Genomic DNA, 13,555 nt, shown 5'->3' on the forward strand with positions numbered 1-13,555 from the left:
CGGTGGTGCACCGATCTGTGCGGAGGGGAGAGATCGGCGCACCACCCGAGTGCGCTCAGGCGCAGCAAAGTAGGCCGCCCCCTCGGGACGGCCTACCGGTGCTACTGGATTCAGGCGTTGGCGGATTCGAGTTCTCGGACCGGCTCCTCCGCCTTCAGATGGTTCAGGCTCTCGCCCTCCACATCCACATTCGGCAGGATCTTCGCCAGCCACTGCGGCAGCCACCAGGCCTTGTCGCCGAGCAGTGCGAGCACCGCCGGCACCAGCGTCATGCGGACGATGAAGGCGTCGAAGAAGACCGCCGAGGCGAGCCCGAGGCCCATCATCTTGATCATCGGTTCGCCACCGCCGATGAACCCGGCGAACACCGCGATCATGATGGCCGCCGCGGCCACCACCACCCGGGCGCTGTGCCGGAAACCGGTGACAATGGCATCGTGTGCGCTCTCCCCGTGTGCGTAGGCCTCACGCATGCGGGTGACGAGGAAGACCTCGTAATCCATCGCGAGTCCGAACACCACGCCGATCAGGAAGATCGGCATCATGCTCATCACCGGTCCGGTCTGATGGACGCCGATGATGTTCGCCAGCCAGCCCCACTGGAAGACCGCGACGATCACACCGAAGGCCGCGCCGACCGAGAGCAGGAAGCCGAGCGCCGCCTTGATCGGGACCGCGATCGAGCGGAATACGACCATCAGCAACAGGATTGCCAGGCCGACCACCACCGCGAGATACGGCAGCAGTGCGTCGGACATCTTCTGCGAGACATCGATATTCATGGCGGTCGCACCGGTGACCAGCACGGTCGCACCGGTCGCCGACTTCAGGCCGCCGGCCTCGCCGCGCAGTGCGTGCACCAGATCCTTGGTGGCGGTCGCGGACGGGCCGCTGGCGGGCACCACGGTGAGCATGGCGGCATCACCGGCCTGGTTGAACATCGCGGGCGAGACCGAGACCACGTCCTTGGTCGCCGCCAGGGTCTTGGTGACCTGGTCCAGCGCGGCCTTCGGATCACCGACGCCCTTGACATCGACGGCGACGGTGAGCGGGCCGTTGAAACCCGGGCCGAAGCCCTCGGCCAGCGCATCGTAGGCGCGGCGCTGGGTGGTCGAGGTCGGCTGCGATTCGTCACCGGGCATACCGAGTTCGAGGCTCGACACCGGCAGCGCCAGCACACCCATGCCGACCAGGCCGAGCAGCAGCACTGCCACCGGGCGGCGGACGACGAAGGTGGCCCAGCGGGTGCCCATATTGGGCTTCTTCTCCGCAATCGGCATGGCGGCCAGGGCATTCGCGTCGGCCGGAGTCTTCGCGTCAGCGGCCAGCGCCCTGCGGAAGGCCTTCGGCATGACCGCCCGCTGGAAGAATCCGAGCAGCGCGGGCAGCAGAGTCAGCGCGATGGTGACGGCGACCGCGACGGTGCCGGCTGCGGCCAGACCCATCTTGGTGAGTGCCGGAATACCGACAACGGCCAGGCCGCCCAGTGCGATGACCACGGTGAGTCCCGCGAAAACCACTGCGGATCCGGCGGTTCCGACCGCGCGGCCCGCCGATTCCTCGGCGCTGTAGCCCTCGGCTCGTTCGGTCCGGTATCTGGAGACGATGAACAGCGCGTAGTCGATGCCCACCGCGAGCCCGAGCATCATGGCGAGAGTTGTTGTGGTGGTGGACATGCCGATCGCCACAATGGCGGCGATGCCGACACCGATCCCGATGAGCGCGGTGAGCAGGGGCAGACCCGCTGCCGCGAACGCACCGAAGGTGATCATCAGCACGATGGCGGCGATGGCGATGCCGATGGCCTCGGTGGCGCCGCCCATTTCGGGCTTGGCCATCAGCGCGGTGCCACCGACCTCGACAGTGACCCCGGAGGTCTTACCGTTGTCGATCGCCGTGGTGAGCGCATTCTTGGTGGCGTCGGTGAGGTCCTGGGGAGTCGCGCCGTAGCTCACGGTCGCGTAGGCGGTCGTGCCGTTCTTACTGACCGCACCGGTCTGGAACGGGTCGAGCACGCCCTTGACCTGCGTACCGCCGGACACGTCCGACACGATCTTTTCGACCGCGGCCTTGTTCGGTTCGGAGCTGATCTGCTGGCCTTCGGGCGCTACGAAGACGATACGAGCTTGTGCGCCATCGGATTTGGTGCCGGGAAAGCGTTCGCCGAGCAGATCGAAGGCTTGCTGGGATTCGGTTCCCGGAATCGAGAACGTATCCGGCGGGGGCGTCGGCGCATTGGCGGCTCCGGCCACCAGCGCGGCCATGACCCCCAGCCAGAGCAGGACGACGAGCCGCCGCTTCTCGAACGAGAACCGACCGAGCCGGTACAGGAATTTCGCCATGTCGCCATGATCGTTCTACGGCTCTGTAGTCGGCATCGTGCGTGCGGAGGCCGTTGGGCGTACTGCGAATGCAGTACGCCGGGCCGGCTCGTACTCGATCCGCAGGCCGGGACCCATGCCATTCAGCGCTCGTCGATCGAGAAAGTGTGTCGGTTCGGTGGAGGTGTGGCTTGTCGGCGCGGCGGGCGGGGGTAGCTGTCGCATGCTGACCAGAGCCGGTCGTACACCCGGCGAAGGAGGATATGCGGTGGCCTTGCGACGTCGTGAGCTGCTGATCGGCATTGCCGGAGCGGGTGGTCTCGCCCTTGCCGGATGCGCGGGCGAACCGGCGCCGCCGCCCAAGCCCGCGGTGATCCGGTTCGATCCCGCGGCCGATGCGCACAATGTCGATGCGCGTAAGCCCGGCACGGTCAACGTCGCCGATGGGACGCTGCGGAAGGTCGAGTGGATCGACGAAACCGGCCGTTCGCTGCCGGGGGTATCAGCGCCCGATCAGCGCAGCTGGACCAGTAGCGAACCGCTCGGCTACGGCCACACCTATACCGCGAAAGCCGTGGCGCAGGGCGAAACCGGAGAGGTCAGCGCGACGGCGACCAGCTCGACAGTGCTGCCCGATCGGCTCATCGATGTCTCGCTGCGGTCCGCCAATAAGGTCGACCTTGCCGAAAACGACACTTACGGAGTGGGTTTCGTACTTGTCGCGCATTTCGACGAGCCGGTGAACCGGGAGGTGGCGGCGGCGCGCATCAAGATCACCACCGTACCGGCGGTGACCGGGGCCTGGTATTGGCTCGACGATCAGAACGCGCACTGGCGGCCGGAGCGGTACTACGCGCCTGGAACCAAGATCACCGTCGCGGCCGAGCTGTTCGGCGCGCCACTCGCCGAGGGCGGTTACGGGCTGCGCGACCAGCGGGTGTCGGTGCTCATCGGTCCCGCGCATGTCGCGATCGCCGATGACAATACGAAGCAGATCGAGGTGTTCGAGAACGGAAACCTGGTGCGCACCATGCCGACATCGATGGGCAAGGGCGGCACGGCGGTGGTCGGCGGCAATGTGCTGTCTTTCTGGACCCGGCCGGGGGTCTACACGGTCCTGGACTGCAGGAATCCGGTGACCATGGACTCTTCCAGCTACGGGCTGCCGGTCAATTCCGGTATGGGCTATCGCACGACCATCTACCACGCGGTCCGCATCACCCATGACGGGATCTATGTGCACGAACTGGCCGGGAGTATGTGGGCGCAGGGCAATACCGATGTCTCGCACGGCTGTTTGAACATCTCCCCCGACGATGCCGCGTGGTTCTACGACTTCGTTATTCCGGGCGATGTGGTGGAGGTGCGCAATACCGGGGGCGATCCCCTCGATATCTGGCAGAACGGCGATTGGACCATTGCCTGGCCCGACTGGTTGCGCGGCGGCGCAGTCTGATTCAGTCCTCGTCGAGGTCCGCTACCTCGACCTTGTCTCGGTCGGCCCATTCCAGTAGCGGTTCGAGGTCGTAGACGGCTTCGTCGATGCCGGCGTGCAGGTCGCCGAGTTCGGCGTAGCGGGCCGGGACCGTTGACATGGTGAAATCACGGGGGTGCAGGTCGGGCAGTTCGTCCCAGCGGATCGGGGTGGACACCGTAGCCTCCGGGACGCCGCGCACCGAATACGCGGCCGCGATGGTGTGATCGCGGGCGTTCTGGTTGTAGTCGACGAACAATTGACTCGGGTCGCGGTCCTTGCGCCACCAGGCGGTGGTGACGTCTTCCGGGGCGCGGCGCTCGACCTCGCGGGCGAAGGCCAGTGCGGCCCGTCGCACCTCCTGGAACCCGAAGCGGGGTGTGATGCGCACATACACGTGTAATCCCTTGCCGCCGGACGTTTTCGGCCAGCCGACCGCACCGAGTTCGTCGAGCACCTCGTGCACCACACCGGCCACCCGCTGCACCCGCGACCACGGGCAGTCCGGCATCGGGTCCAGGTCGATCCGCCACTCGTCGGGCATCTCGGTATCGAAGCGGCGGGAATTCCAGGGGTGGAACTCCACGGTCGACATCTGCACCGCCCATATGACATCGGCGAGCTTCTCGACACACAGCTCGTCGGCGGTCCGCCCGTAGCGCGGAAAATACAGCTGCACAGTAGGAATCCAGTCCGGCGCACCGGCAGGCACCCGCTTCTGATGCACCTTGCCGCCCGGCAGCCCCTTGGGAAACCGGTGCATCATGCACGGCCGATCCCGCAGCGCATTGACGATCCCGTCCCCCACGCTCAGGTAGTACTGCACCAGATCAAACTTGGTAGCCCCGGTCTCGGGGAAATACACCCGATCCGGATTGGACACGCGCACCGTCTGCTCGCCCACCGCCAACTCCACGGCCGGCGACGCCGATTTACTGGCCACCCGTCCGACGATAACGGGCATTCTGCCCACACGCCCGCCACAACACGATCTGCGGCAAGGTTGTCACACAGTCACAGCGACTGTTTCGTAAACACTCTCCAACTCCGTCGACTCCACCAACTCATCCACCCGCCGATGCGACTCAGGATGAATCAACCGCGGCATCGCCCGCTGAAACGCCTCCATATCCCCCTCGAACCTGATGATCGTCAAAATCCGGCGATCATCAGCGGGGTCCACCCCAACCTCGACACCCGCAGGATATGGCTCCCCGTTATCCGGCGCCCAAGCCCGCACAAAATCCTCCACCGACACCCCTGCCCGAACTCTGCGAGCGAACACGGCAACAATCACGAACGCCTCCCCCCTTCGGCCACCCCAGGGCGGCATCGAGACTAGAGCCGACAGCATCCCCGCCGACGCCACAATCCAACCTACTGCATCAATTCGATGACACTTCGACTCAATCCAGATCCCTTGCACAACAACATCATCTGTGCTGCGGAAGCTGACTCACGGACCGTCGCGCGTAGGTCTCTTCGGGGTTCACGACGATCACGTCCACTTGGAGCACCAGCGCCGCCGGTATCTCCCCACCCTCGAAATGCTCAGGGCTGGGGACTACCACCGCTTCAGCGTCCAAGCGGGTCGCCTGCGCCCTTAAACGCGCCAGTGGCGGACGTCCGAACTTCGGGTCATAGATCACCATATCGGCGAAGTCGTACCCGAGACGCTCAGCTAGCCTTCGGATTTGGGACTGATCCCACAATTGGGCCACACCGGACACATCGGTACGCAGGTATCCAATGCATGCTGGCTTCCAATGCATTATGGCTCCTTCGTTCACTCTGCCTTCGGCTTCGGCACATCCGTAGAACTGGAGATGGAACCCGGCGTAACCCTCGTCCGCGTCTCCGGCGCTCTGTAGTTCGAGCACACCACCAGGGAACTCGAAGAGTCGAGAGTGTTGCTCGCTCACAGCCACTCCTGCCGTCGGTTGCCGAGGCGACCGGAGACGGGACAACTGCACCTGCCCGGACGCATACATGCAGGCTATGAACCGAGATGGGACTTAAGCCAGATCCATGCTCCAACATGCTCAGATCCCATTGTTTGTGTTCCAAACGGTCTGAGACCGAGGATCATTGATTCTGCGCGAGCATGGGCGCGCATATCCGATTGGAGACCGATCATGCGGTTACATTTCCTCGGCAAAGGCGGCACCGAAGGCGGGGGCTGTCCGTCGCTCTACTCCACAGATCAAGGCACGTACCTTGTCCAAGGCTGGGAGACAGGCACACTCGGGATCATCGAAATTCCGCACCTACTGACAGGCTTCGCGGAACCAGACACGTTCATCGGAGCGGCAATGACTGACACCGGCCGGGGAACCTTCACCTTGTCCGGTGCTCCGGTCACCGACTCCGAGACTCTCGGACAACTGGATATCCTCGTCGGCGAGACGTGTGTCGAAGTCCCGAAACTCGGAAGGACCTTCTACGGCAATGCTGCTAGTGCAGGGTGAAGCATTCAACGACCTGTTCCGAGAGGCTCGCCACGAAGCGTTCCACCTCGAAGTCAGAGACGATTACTACCCGCCGGAGTACCCGCCGCTCGCGCGGTTCCTCGCAGGGGATCCAGAGGACTACAGCTGGTTTCAGCCTTGGCTGAACCAGGTACTGGAGACGACTGCCCGAGGCGTCGCGGTCAACCGGACACGGGTAGTCACGGTGCCGCACAACAACTACACCAGGTATGCGAAACATGTGGCCAGCCTCAATGTGGAGGCAGGAGAGGATGTGCGTTACCTGTCACGGCACCTGATCAGCCCCGACGAGTTGACCGCCGACGACTGGTGGATATTCGATGACTCGGTGGTGGCGTTCACCGTGTTCGAGCCCGGCGAGAATGGGCGTTGGCTCGGTGGGGCTGTAACCACCGATCCACGAATTGTCGAGTACATCCGAACCGTCAAGGAGCGGGTGTGGTCCCTGGCGGTCCCGTTGTCACAGTACGGCGCACCGTGACTGGTTCGCTCGATCAAGCCAAGGAAGCTCTCGGGGCACGCCTCCGGGAGCTTCGCCTTGACGCGGGTATCTCCGGCAGCGATCTTGCAAAGCGCGCCGGCTGGCATCAGACCAAGGTCTCGAAGATCGAGTACGGCAAGACCAAACCCACCGACGCCGATATACGCACGTGGTGCGCCCAAACCGGTTCCGAGAGTGAATTACCCGACCTGATTGCCACCCTGCGGAATATAGAAGCCGCATGGCTCGAGTGGAGACGAATCCTCGGCACCGGCACCAAACGAAGGCAGCATGCATCCCTAAGACTCGAAGCCGAGACAGAGGTCATGCGTGTGTATCACCCGTTCCTGATTCCCGGCCTACTCCAGACGGCCGAGTACGCCGAGGGCGTGCTACGACAGGTCGTCGAATTCCAGCAAGTACCAAACGATATCGACGAAGGTGTGTCGAAACGCCTTGAACGGCAACAAATCTTATACCGCCGGAACCACCGGTTCCACTTCGTCATAGCCGAGCAAGCCCTGCGGACCACGGTCGGGACCGATCAGGTCATGATCGGACAGCTGGATCGGCTGCTGGCGGTCGTGGGAATGCCGAGGGTTTCACTCGGAATCGTTCCGGCCAAGTCGGCCTACCTGGTATCGATGACGAACTTCACCATGTTCGACAACTCCCGGGTCATGGTCGAAACCGTCACTGCCGAGCTGACAGTCACCCAACCGAGGGAGATAGTCCAGTATGGCCGCGCGTTCGATTTACTGGCTACACAGTCCGAAACCGGCGACAAGGCAAGGGCATTGATCCGCCACGCCCTCGAGTCGAGACTTCGTTAGTCGGTGCCCGGCTCAACAGCCCGCAGAGCCGTCAGGTGAGGGATTGGGTTGCGGCTCTTAGGTCTTCGAGGGCGGCCAGGGCATACGACGCCAGGGCGGCGTCCGGTTGGGCTTGGAGCCATTGGGCGTAGCCCTGTTTGAAGGCTAGGACGCCTAGTTCTGCGGCGAGGTGGGCGGTTGCTTCCGGGACCGCCCGGGCGCGGAGGGCATTGGACATGGCTTCGGCCAGGCCGACGCTTTTGAGGGCGTCTCGGGCTTGGAGTTCGCTGTTGGCGGCTATTGCGGCTTGGAGGCGGGGGGCTAGTTCGCGGTTCATCGGGCCCATGGCGGTGGAGGCGCGTTCGAGGCCGGCGGCTACTGCTTCGAGGGGGGTGGCGTTGGCGGGGGCTTCGGCGATGCCCTCGGTCAGAAGTTGGCTCAGGGCCTCTTGGCCGGCGGCGAGGAGTTCGCGTTTGTCGGGGAAGTGGCGGAAGAAGGTGCTCTTGGTGACGCCGGCGCGTTCGGCTATCTGGGCGACGGTGGTGGCGTCGTAGCCCAGTTCGGTGAAGAGGTCCACTGCGGCCAGGACTAGTCGTTCACGTGCACCGGGTTCCCATCGCGCCATGAGAACACCATAGATGATGGGACCGTTGTCTCATCACCCTGCTACAGTGATGAGACAACGGTCCCATCACTTTCCAGGGAGAGTCATGCAGGTATTCATCACCGGCGGCAGCGGTTTGATCGGGTCGGCCGTTATCGCCGAGTTGCTCGGCAACGGGCACACCGTGCTTGCGCTCGCTCGCTCCGATTCGTCGGCGGCTGCACTCGAAACCGCTGGGGCCGAGACGATTCGGGGTGGTCTCGCCGATCTGGCCACGCTTCGCGCCGGTGCCGCACGGGCCGAGGGCGTGATCCATCTGGCCTTCGCCAATGACTTCAGCAGTCCCGCCGCGGTCGCGGCGGCGGTTGCCGAGGAGAGTGCCGCGCTGGCAGCTCTGGGCGAGGAACTCATCGGCAGCGACCGGCCGTTCATCACGGCCTCGGGCACTCCGTGGGTGCCGGGCCGCGCGTCCACCGAGGCCGATCCCTCCCCTACCGATGGACCGGTCGGCGGCCGCGGTGTCTCGGTCAATGCCGTGCTGGACCTGGCAGCACGCGGGGTGCGGAGCGCCGCCGTGCGCCTGCCGCGCACGGTGCACAACAACGGCACGGGCGGATTCGCCGGTCTGCTGACCAATATCGCCCGCCGCACCGGGGTGGCCGGCTATCCGGGTGACGGCGCCCAGCGCTGGCCCGCGGTGCACGCACTCGATGCGGCCGTACTCTTCCGGCTGGTGCTGGAGAAGGCGCCGGGCGGAACCGCATGGCACGCCGTGGCCGATGAAGGCGATGCCGTGCGCGATATGGCCGCGGTCATCGGCCGCAGGCTGGGGATCGCGGTGGAAGCTGTTCCGGAAGAGACGTTCGGACCACTCGGGCCGATCTTCGCCACCGATCAGCCTGCGTCGAGCACCCACACCCGGCAGACCCTCGGCTGGCAGCCCATCCACCCGAGCTTGCTCGAGGATCTGGAGAACATCCAGCGCTGATCGGCCGGCGCCGGCGGGGCACTCATATCCGCTCCGGCAATGGCGCCGAAGGAGTGAAGCGGACCGGGAGGGCTACCAGGGCACGATGGAAAGGCCCTGGACGCCAAGCCAATTCGCCGAGCGGTACCGCCAGGCGGATTTCGGGTAGGGCGTCCAGCAGCTGATCGATGGCCTCCTGCGCGATGAGGTAGGCCAGGGAACTCGCGGGACAGGAGTGCGGCCCCGCTCCCCACGCGAGGTGCGATCGGTTTCCGGCCAGCTGCCCCGCACGGATCGCCGGGTCGGTATTGCAGGCGGCCATGCTGACCACCACCGGCTGGTTCGCGGGCAGCCAGCGGTCCTCCACCAGGACGGGCTGGCGCGGGAAACTGATGCAGAAATTGGCCATGGGCGGGTCGTCGAAGAGCACCTCGTCGAGGGCGTCGCGCGTGGACAGGCTGCCGCCCAGCACAATTCCGCCGAAACGGCCGTCGGCCAGGATGAGCAGCAAAGTGTTGATGATCAGATTCTGTTGCGGCTCGATACCAGCGCCGTAAAGGGTGGCCAGCTGGTGCACCATCTCGGTATCGGTGAGCCGGGCGGGGTGCTCGAGCATGCGGGTGGTGACGTCGTCGCCCGGTTGCGCCCGCTTGTGCAGGGCCAGGCGCTGCAGTGCGCCGACCAGGAGCTTGTTACCGGTTTCCGCGCCGACACCCTCGAAGATGGCGCGGAACCCCTCCGCCGCCTGCCCGGCAATATCGGCAGGGCAGCCGAGCAGATGGTTCAGCACCTCGAAAGAAAGCGGAAAAGCGTAGTCGCGCACCAGATCCGCGGAGCCGGACGCACAGAACGCATTGATCAGCGATACGGCGGTCCGCTCCACAACCGATTGCAGCCCGAACTGGTCGATCCCGGCCAACCCGGCGGTATTGGTCTGCCGATACCGCGCGTGCACATTCCCCGCATTGCGCAGCGCGTTCGGCCGCCACTGCATCATCGGCAATACGGGACAGTCGGCAGGCACCCCTTCCTGCCAGACCCGGGGATCGGCCGGAAAACGTTCCGGATCATTCAAAATGCGTACCGCCGTGCGATATTCGAGCACCAGCGTGGCGGGCACGCCCGGAGCCAGCTCGACAGGTGCCAGCGCCCCGTACTTCTCCCGCATCTCCCGGTAGGCCCGATGCGGATCGGCTGCGAATTGCGGGGTGTACATCGGCACACGCGGACCGGAAACATCGATCGGCGCGACGGGAACAACTGGGACCGAACCTGACATCAATGAACTCCACCGCGGTGCACGACACTCACCGCCGCCGATCACCGCACATCCCGGACGCGGAACTTCGGCAGCCTACCCTCGAACCCCCACGGGGGCAGAGTCTTTCGCTGTGCGAACGAATATGCTGCCTCGTCGCTCGATCCGAGGTCAGCAGGGGTGGGCAGCGTGCAATTTATTATGTAAGGCCCCTCGACAGATCTCTTGTCTTTGCGCCGTAAAGTGATAGTTTTTGTTCATGGTCGGGGAGACCTGAGATTCATTGCGCATCCGAGGAGATGCCGTGGCCGCAGCCGTAAAAGTCGCCGCCGCAGGAGTTTGCGGAGCAATTATCTGGATTCTCGCGTGCCTGTCCGGGGTGGCCGCCGCGCACGCCGATGACGCACCGGGTCCGATACTCGTCGGCGACACCGCGTATTTCGCCCTGGGCGCGTGGAATTGCTCGATCGCCGCGAATGGCACGGTGGGATGCGACCTCACAGTCCCGGCTTCGTACATGAACGTGCTCTACGCCGGAATGCAGGTGCCGCTGCCGAATGTTCCTGCCATCGTCATCGATTCGATCGGCTGGCCGGCGCGCCCCCAGTGGAGCGCCGGCGGCAGTCACACACTGCCGGGCGGAAATCCCGCACTGCCACGCCTCGCACCCGGCAACTACCACGATCCACAGTATTCGGTCACCTATGCCGGGGCGAACTGTCAAATCACCTTCAACGGAACGGCTGTGTGCACCTCGATGGGGCACGGGTTCAGCCAAAGGGGACCAGTGCCGAATGGCTACTGATCCCCCATGATTCACCGATTACCGGTACCAGACACCGGAATCCCAGTCGCCGTAGTCCCAGACGTTGAAATCGTAGCGATTATGCGCACCCCCGAAGAGGTACCCCTGCCAACCAGCCGAGGTATCGCAGATCTGATCGTCGTGGTTGCACACCGTCAATACCGGGAAGCCGCCGAACCAATCGTCCACACCGGCCAGCGGATAGCCGATGATGCCGCTCCCGGGAGTCGATGCCAAACCGGCCCAGCCGGGCCCGGCATCGCGCTTGGGATCGGCCAGCAGAATGGCATTGGCATTGCCGACATCCTGGTGCGCGGTGACCCAGGCGTGCAGGATGCCCGCGCCCTCACTGTGTCCGATCAGTTTGATGTGGTCGTCCGGACATTGGCTGCGATGCAACCAGAAAAGCCGGTCGAGTTCGTTCAACCCCGACATCGGGTCGGCGGAGTTGTACCCGACAGGCTGGTCCACGGTGGGAGCGAACACCGACGAGGTGTTGTCCCCGAGACCGCCGATACCTATGGCCCAATCGCCGGTGCAGACATCGGCTTGCGCCTTCGGACTTGTCACGTAGGTGATGGAAAAGAGGATGGCCAACAGTAATGCGGCGAAGAGCGCCGTTGCTCTACGCATAATCGTACTTCTTAACTTATCGTGCCTCCGGGTCGCGCCCGGCTTGGACGGTATGTACCCAGAAATTGCTGGCGCCCATGCGTTCTGGCGAAACAGTTATATCGGCCATGCTTTCGTATGCCGTAATGCGATGTCAGAGGCCATCACGCGGGGAAGCCCGACGACTTGCCGCACGTTGACCCGAGTGCGGATCGTGGCACCACTACTGTTTTGCGTTATGCGACGCCACGCCGCAGATAGCGGCCGGATGGCTCGCCTTGAACCTTGCCATTGCGAACGATTCGGCGACCGCGAAGGAAGACGTCCGTCACGCGCGCGGTCATCTCGAAGCCTTCGAAAGGTGTGTATTCCTGGGCTGATTCCGAATCGGCGGCGCGCACCACCCACCGCGCGCCGGGGTCGACAAGGGCGATGTCGGCGTCGTATCCCGGGGACAGTGCCCCCTTACCGCCGAGGCCGTAGCGCCGGGCCGGGTTGGCGGAGGTCAGTTCGGCGATCCGGGCCAGCGGAAGACCTCGTTCGAGACCCGCGCCGACCAGCCCCGGTAGCAGGTATTCAGCGCCACCGAAGCCGGACTTCGCGAGAAAGACATCGCCGGCGTCCGCCCCGAACTTCTGCTCGGCCCGGCAGCAGGCGTGATCGCTTACCACCCAGTCGATTTCGCCCGCGAGTACATGCCGCCACAGCGCTTCGACGTCTGCGCGTTCGCGGAGCGGCGGGTTCACCTTACCGCCGATGCCGTGCGCGCTGTCCACGTCGGCGAGCAGATGACCGATGGTGACTTCGCGGCGGAAGTCGATGTGCGGGAAGGCAACTGCCATGCGCTGCGCGGCATCCACGGCCTTGGCCGAGGACAGGTGCAGCAGGTTGATATTCGGGAACCCGGTCTCATGCGCGAGGTACGAGGCCATGGCGATGGCCAGTCCCTCCGAATGCGTTGGGCGCGAGGCACTGTAGGCGCGCAAGCCGGAGAGCGAGCCGTCGGCTTCGACGAGTTCGGTGTAGGCGGCCATGATTTCGGCGGTCTCGCAGTGCAGCGACAGCGACAGACCGTCGCCGAATCGCTCGCGGGCGCGCTGCAGACCGCGCATGACGAATTCGAAGTGCGCGAGGTCGTAGCGTTCCTCCGGCCCGATCATCAGGAACTCGGCCTGATCGCTGGAGCGACCGTGCAGACCGTGGCCGCCGTAGAACATGAAGATCTTGAACGACGTAATACCGAATTCCTCGACCAGATAGGGGATTTCGTCGATGTGCTCACGAGTCATGGGAGCCAGGTGCAGGCCGTGGTCCACATAGGAGCGGCCGGCCATCCGCCCGAGCGCCTCGGGGACGAAATCCCGGTAGGAACCGCCACGATTCAGGTAGTAGCGCCCGGTGCGCAGATAGCTCAGCGAGGTGGTGACACCGCCCTGTGCGCAGGCGCGGCTCTCGGTCTCGGTGTCCTGCCCGAGATCGGCGTAGATGCCCCAGTGCTGGTGCGCATCCACCACTCCGGGGAAGGCCAGCAGCCCGCCCGCATCGATCACCTCGGCCGCGGATTCGGGCGCGATCGCGGCGGCGATGCGGGTGATGACACCACCCGAGATGGCGATATCCGAGGGCTCGGGCACACCGGCCGAGGTGACGCCGGGGCTCACCACGCGAGCGTTCCGGATCAGTAGATCAGTCTCCGCCACAACCCACTCCAGTTTCCTTCTGCGAAACATAT

At 64.6% G+C, this 13,555-nt stretch carries 13 protein-coding genes; 6 read left to right on the forward strand and 7 right to left on the reverse strand.

Translation table 11 applies throughout. The features are described 5' to 3' along the window. Positions 1–110: 110 nt before the first annotated feature. On the reverse strand, positions 111–2,342 hold the full coding sequence (locus ABZX86_RS27650) for an MMPL family transporter (protein ID WP_355127568.1): 2,232 nt from the start codon (positions 2,340–2,342) through the stop codon (positions 111–113). A gap of 247 nt (positions 2,343–2,589) precedes the next feature. On the opposite strand from ABZX86_RS27650, the gene ABZX86_RS27655 reads away from it, so the two are divergent. Next, a complete protein-coding gene (locus ABZX86_RS27655; RefSeq protein WP_355127569.1) occupies positions 2,590–3,777 on the forward strand; it encodes an Ig-like domain-containing protein in 1,188 nt (395 codons plus the stop codon). 1 nt (position 3,778) lies between these two features. On the opposite strand, the gene ligD is transcribed toward ABZX86_RS27655, so the two are convergent. After that, complete coding sequence (ligD, locus tag ABZX86_RS27660; RefSeq protein WP_355127570.1) at positions 3,779–4,759, reverse strand: non-homologous end-joining DNA ligase; 981 nt, start codon at positions 4,757–4,759, stop codon at positions 3,779–3,781. Positions 4,760–5,228: 469 nt separating this feature from the next. Then, positions 5,229–5,717: a hypothetical protein gene (locus ABZX86_RS27665; protein ID WP_355127571.1), complete on the reverse strand. Its 489-nt coding sequence runs from the start codon at positions 5,715–5,717 to the stop codon at positions 5,229–5,231. 213 nt (positions 5,718–5,930) lie between these two features. Here ABZX86_RS27665 and ABZX86_RS27670 point away from each other — a divergent pair, with 213 nt between their 5' ends. From ABZX86_RS27670 to ABZX86_RS27680, 3 genes are read left to right on the forward strand one after another with little or no spacing between them, the layout of a single operon-like run. After that, positions 5,931–6,263 (forward strand): hypothetical protein, encoded by a 333-nt coding sequence (locus ABZX86_RS27670; RefSeq protein WP_355127572.1) that lies wholly within the window; start codon positions 5,931–5,933, stop codon positions 6,261–6,263. Then, the gene (locus tag ABZX86_RS27675; protein ID WP_355127573.1) at positions 6,244–6,765 is read left to right on the forward strand and encodes a DUF6879 family protein; all 522 of its coding nucleotides are present in this window, start codon (positions 6,244–6,246) and stop codon (positions 6,763–6,765) included. The genes ABZX86_RS27670 and ABZX86_RS27675 overlap by 20 nt, the downstream gene beginning before the upstream one ends. After that, on the forward strand, positions 6,762–7,598 hold the full coding sequence (locus ABZX86_RS27680; RefSeq protein WP_355127574.1) for a helix-turn-helix transcriptional regulator: 837 nt from the start codon (positions 6,762–6,764) through the stop codon (positions 7,596–7,598). Before ABZX86_RS27675 ends, ABZX86_RS27680 begins: the two co-directional genes overlap by 4 nt. A 31-nt stretch (positions 7,599–7,629) precedes the next feature. Here ABZX86_RS27680 and ABZX86_RS27685 read toward each other — a convergent pair whose 3' ends face one another. Beyond that, positions 7,630–8,202, reverse strand: a complete 573-nt coding sequence (locus ABZX86_RS27685; RefSeq protein ID WP_355127575.1) for a helix-turn-helix domain-containing protein — start codon at positions 8,200–8,202, stop codon at positions 7,630–7,632. 85 nt (positions 8,203–8,287) lie between these two features. Here ABZX86_RS27685 and ABZX86_RS27690 point away from each other — a divergent pair, with 85 nt between their 5' ends. Beyond that, positions 8,288–9,169, forward strand: a complete 882-nt coding sequence (locus ABZX86_RS27690; protein ID WP_355127576.1) for an SDR family oxidoreductase — start codon at positions 8,288–8,290, stop codon at positions 9,167–9,169. Between the two features lie 22 nt (positions 9,170–9,191). Here ABZX86_RS27690 and ABZX86_RS27695 read toward each other — a convergent pair whose 3' ends face one another. Continuing rightward, the gene (locus ABZX86_RS27695; RefSeq protein ID WP_355127577.1) at positions 9,192–10,427 is read right to left on the reverse strand and encodes a cytochrome P450; all 1,236 of its coding nucleotides are present in this window, start codon (positions 10,425–10,427) and stop codon (positions 9,192–9,194) included. Between the two features lie 283 nt (positions 10,428–10,710). Between ABZX86_RS27695 and ABZX86_RS27700 the strand changes: the two genes are divergently transcribed. Then, entirely contained in the window at positions 10,711–11,211 is a 501-nt protein-coding gene (locus tag ABZX86_RS27700; RefSeq protein WP_355127578.1) for a hypothetical protein, read from the forward strand. Between the two features lie 18 nt (positions 11,212–11,229). On the opposite strand, the gene ABZX86_RS27705 is transcribed toward ABZX86_RS27700, so the two are convergent. Further along, positions 11,230–11,844: a cutinase family protein gene (locus tag ABZX86_RS27705; protein ID WP_355127579.1), complete on the reverse strand. Its 615-nt coding sequence runs from the start codon at positions 11,842–11,844 to the stop codon at positions 11,230–11,232. 215 nt (positions 11,845–12,059) lie between these two features. Continuing rightward, entirely contained in the window at positions 12,060–13,523 is a 1,464-nt protein-coding gene (locus ABZX86_RS27710; protein WP_355127580.1) for a dihydroorotase family protein, read from the reverse strand. Positions 13,524–13,555 lie beyond the last annotated feature (32 nt).

The sequence above is a fragment of the Nocardia sp. NPDC006630 genome, assembly GCF_040611495.1.
Lineage (GTDB): Bacteria > Actinomycetota > Actinomycetes > Mycobacteriales > Mycobacteriaceae > Nocardia.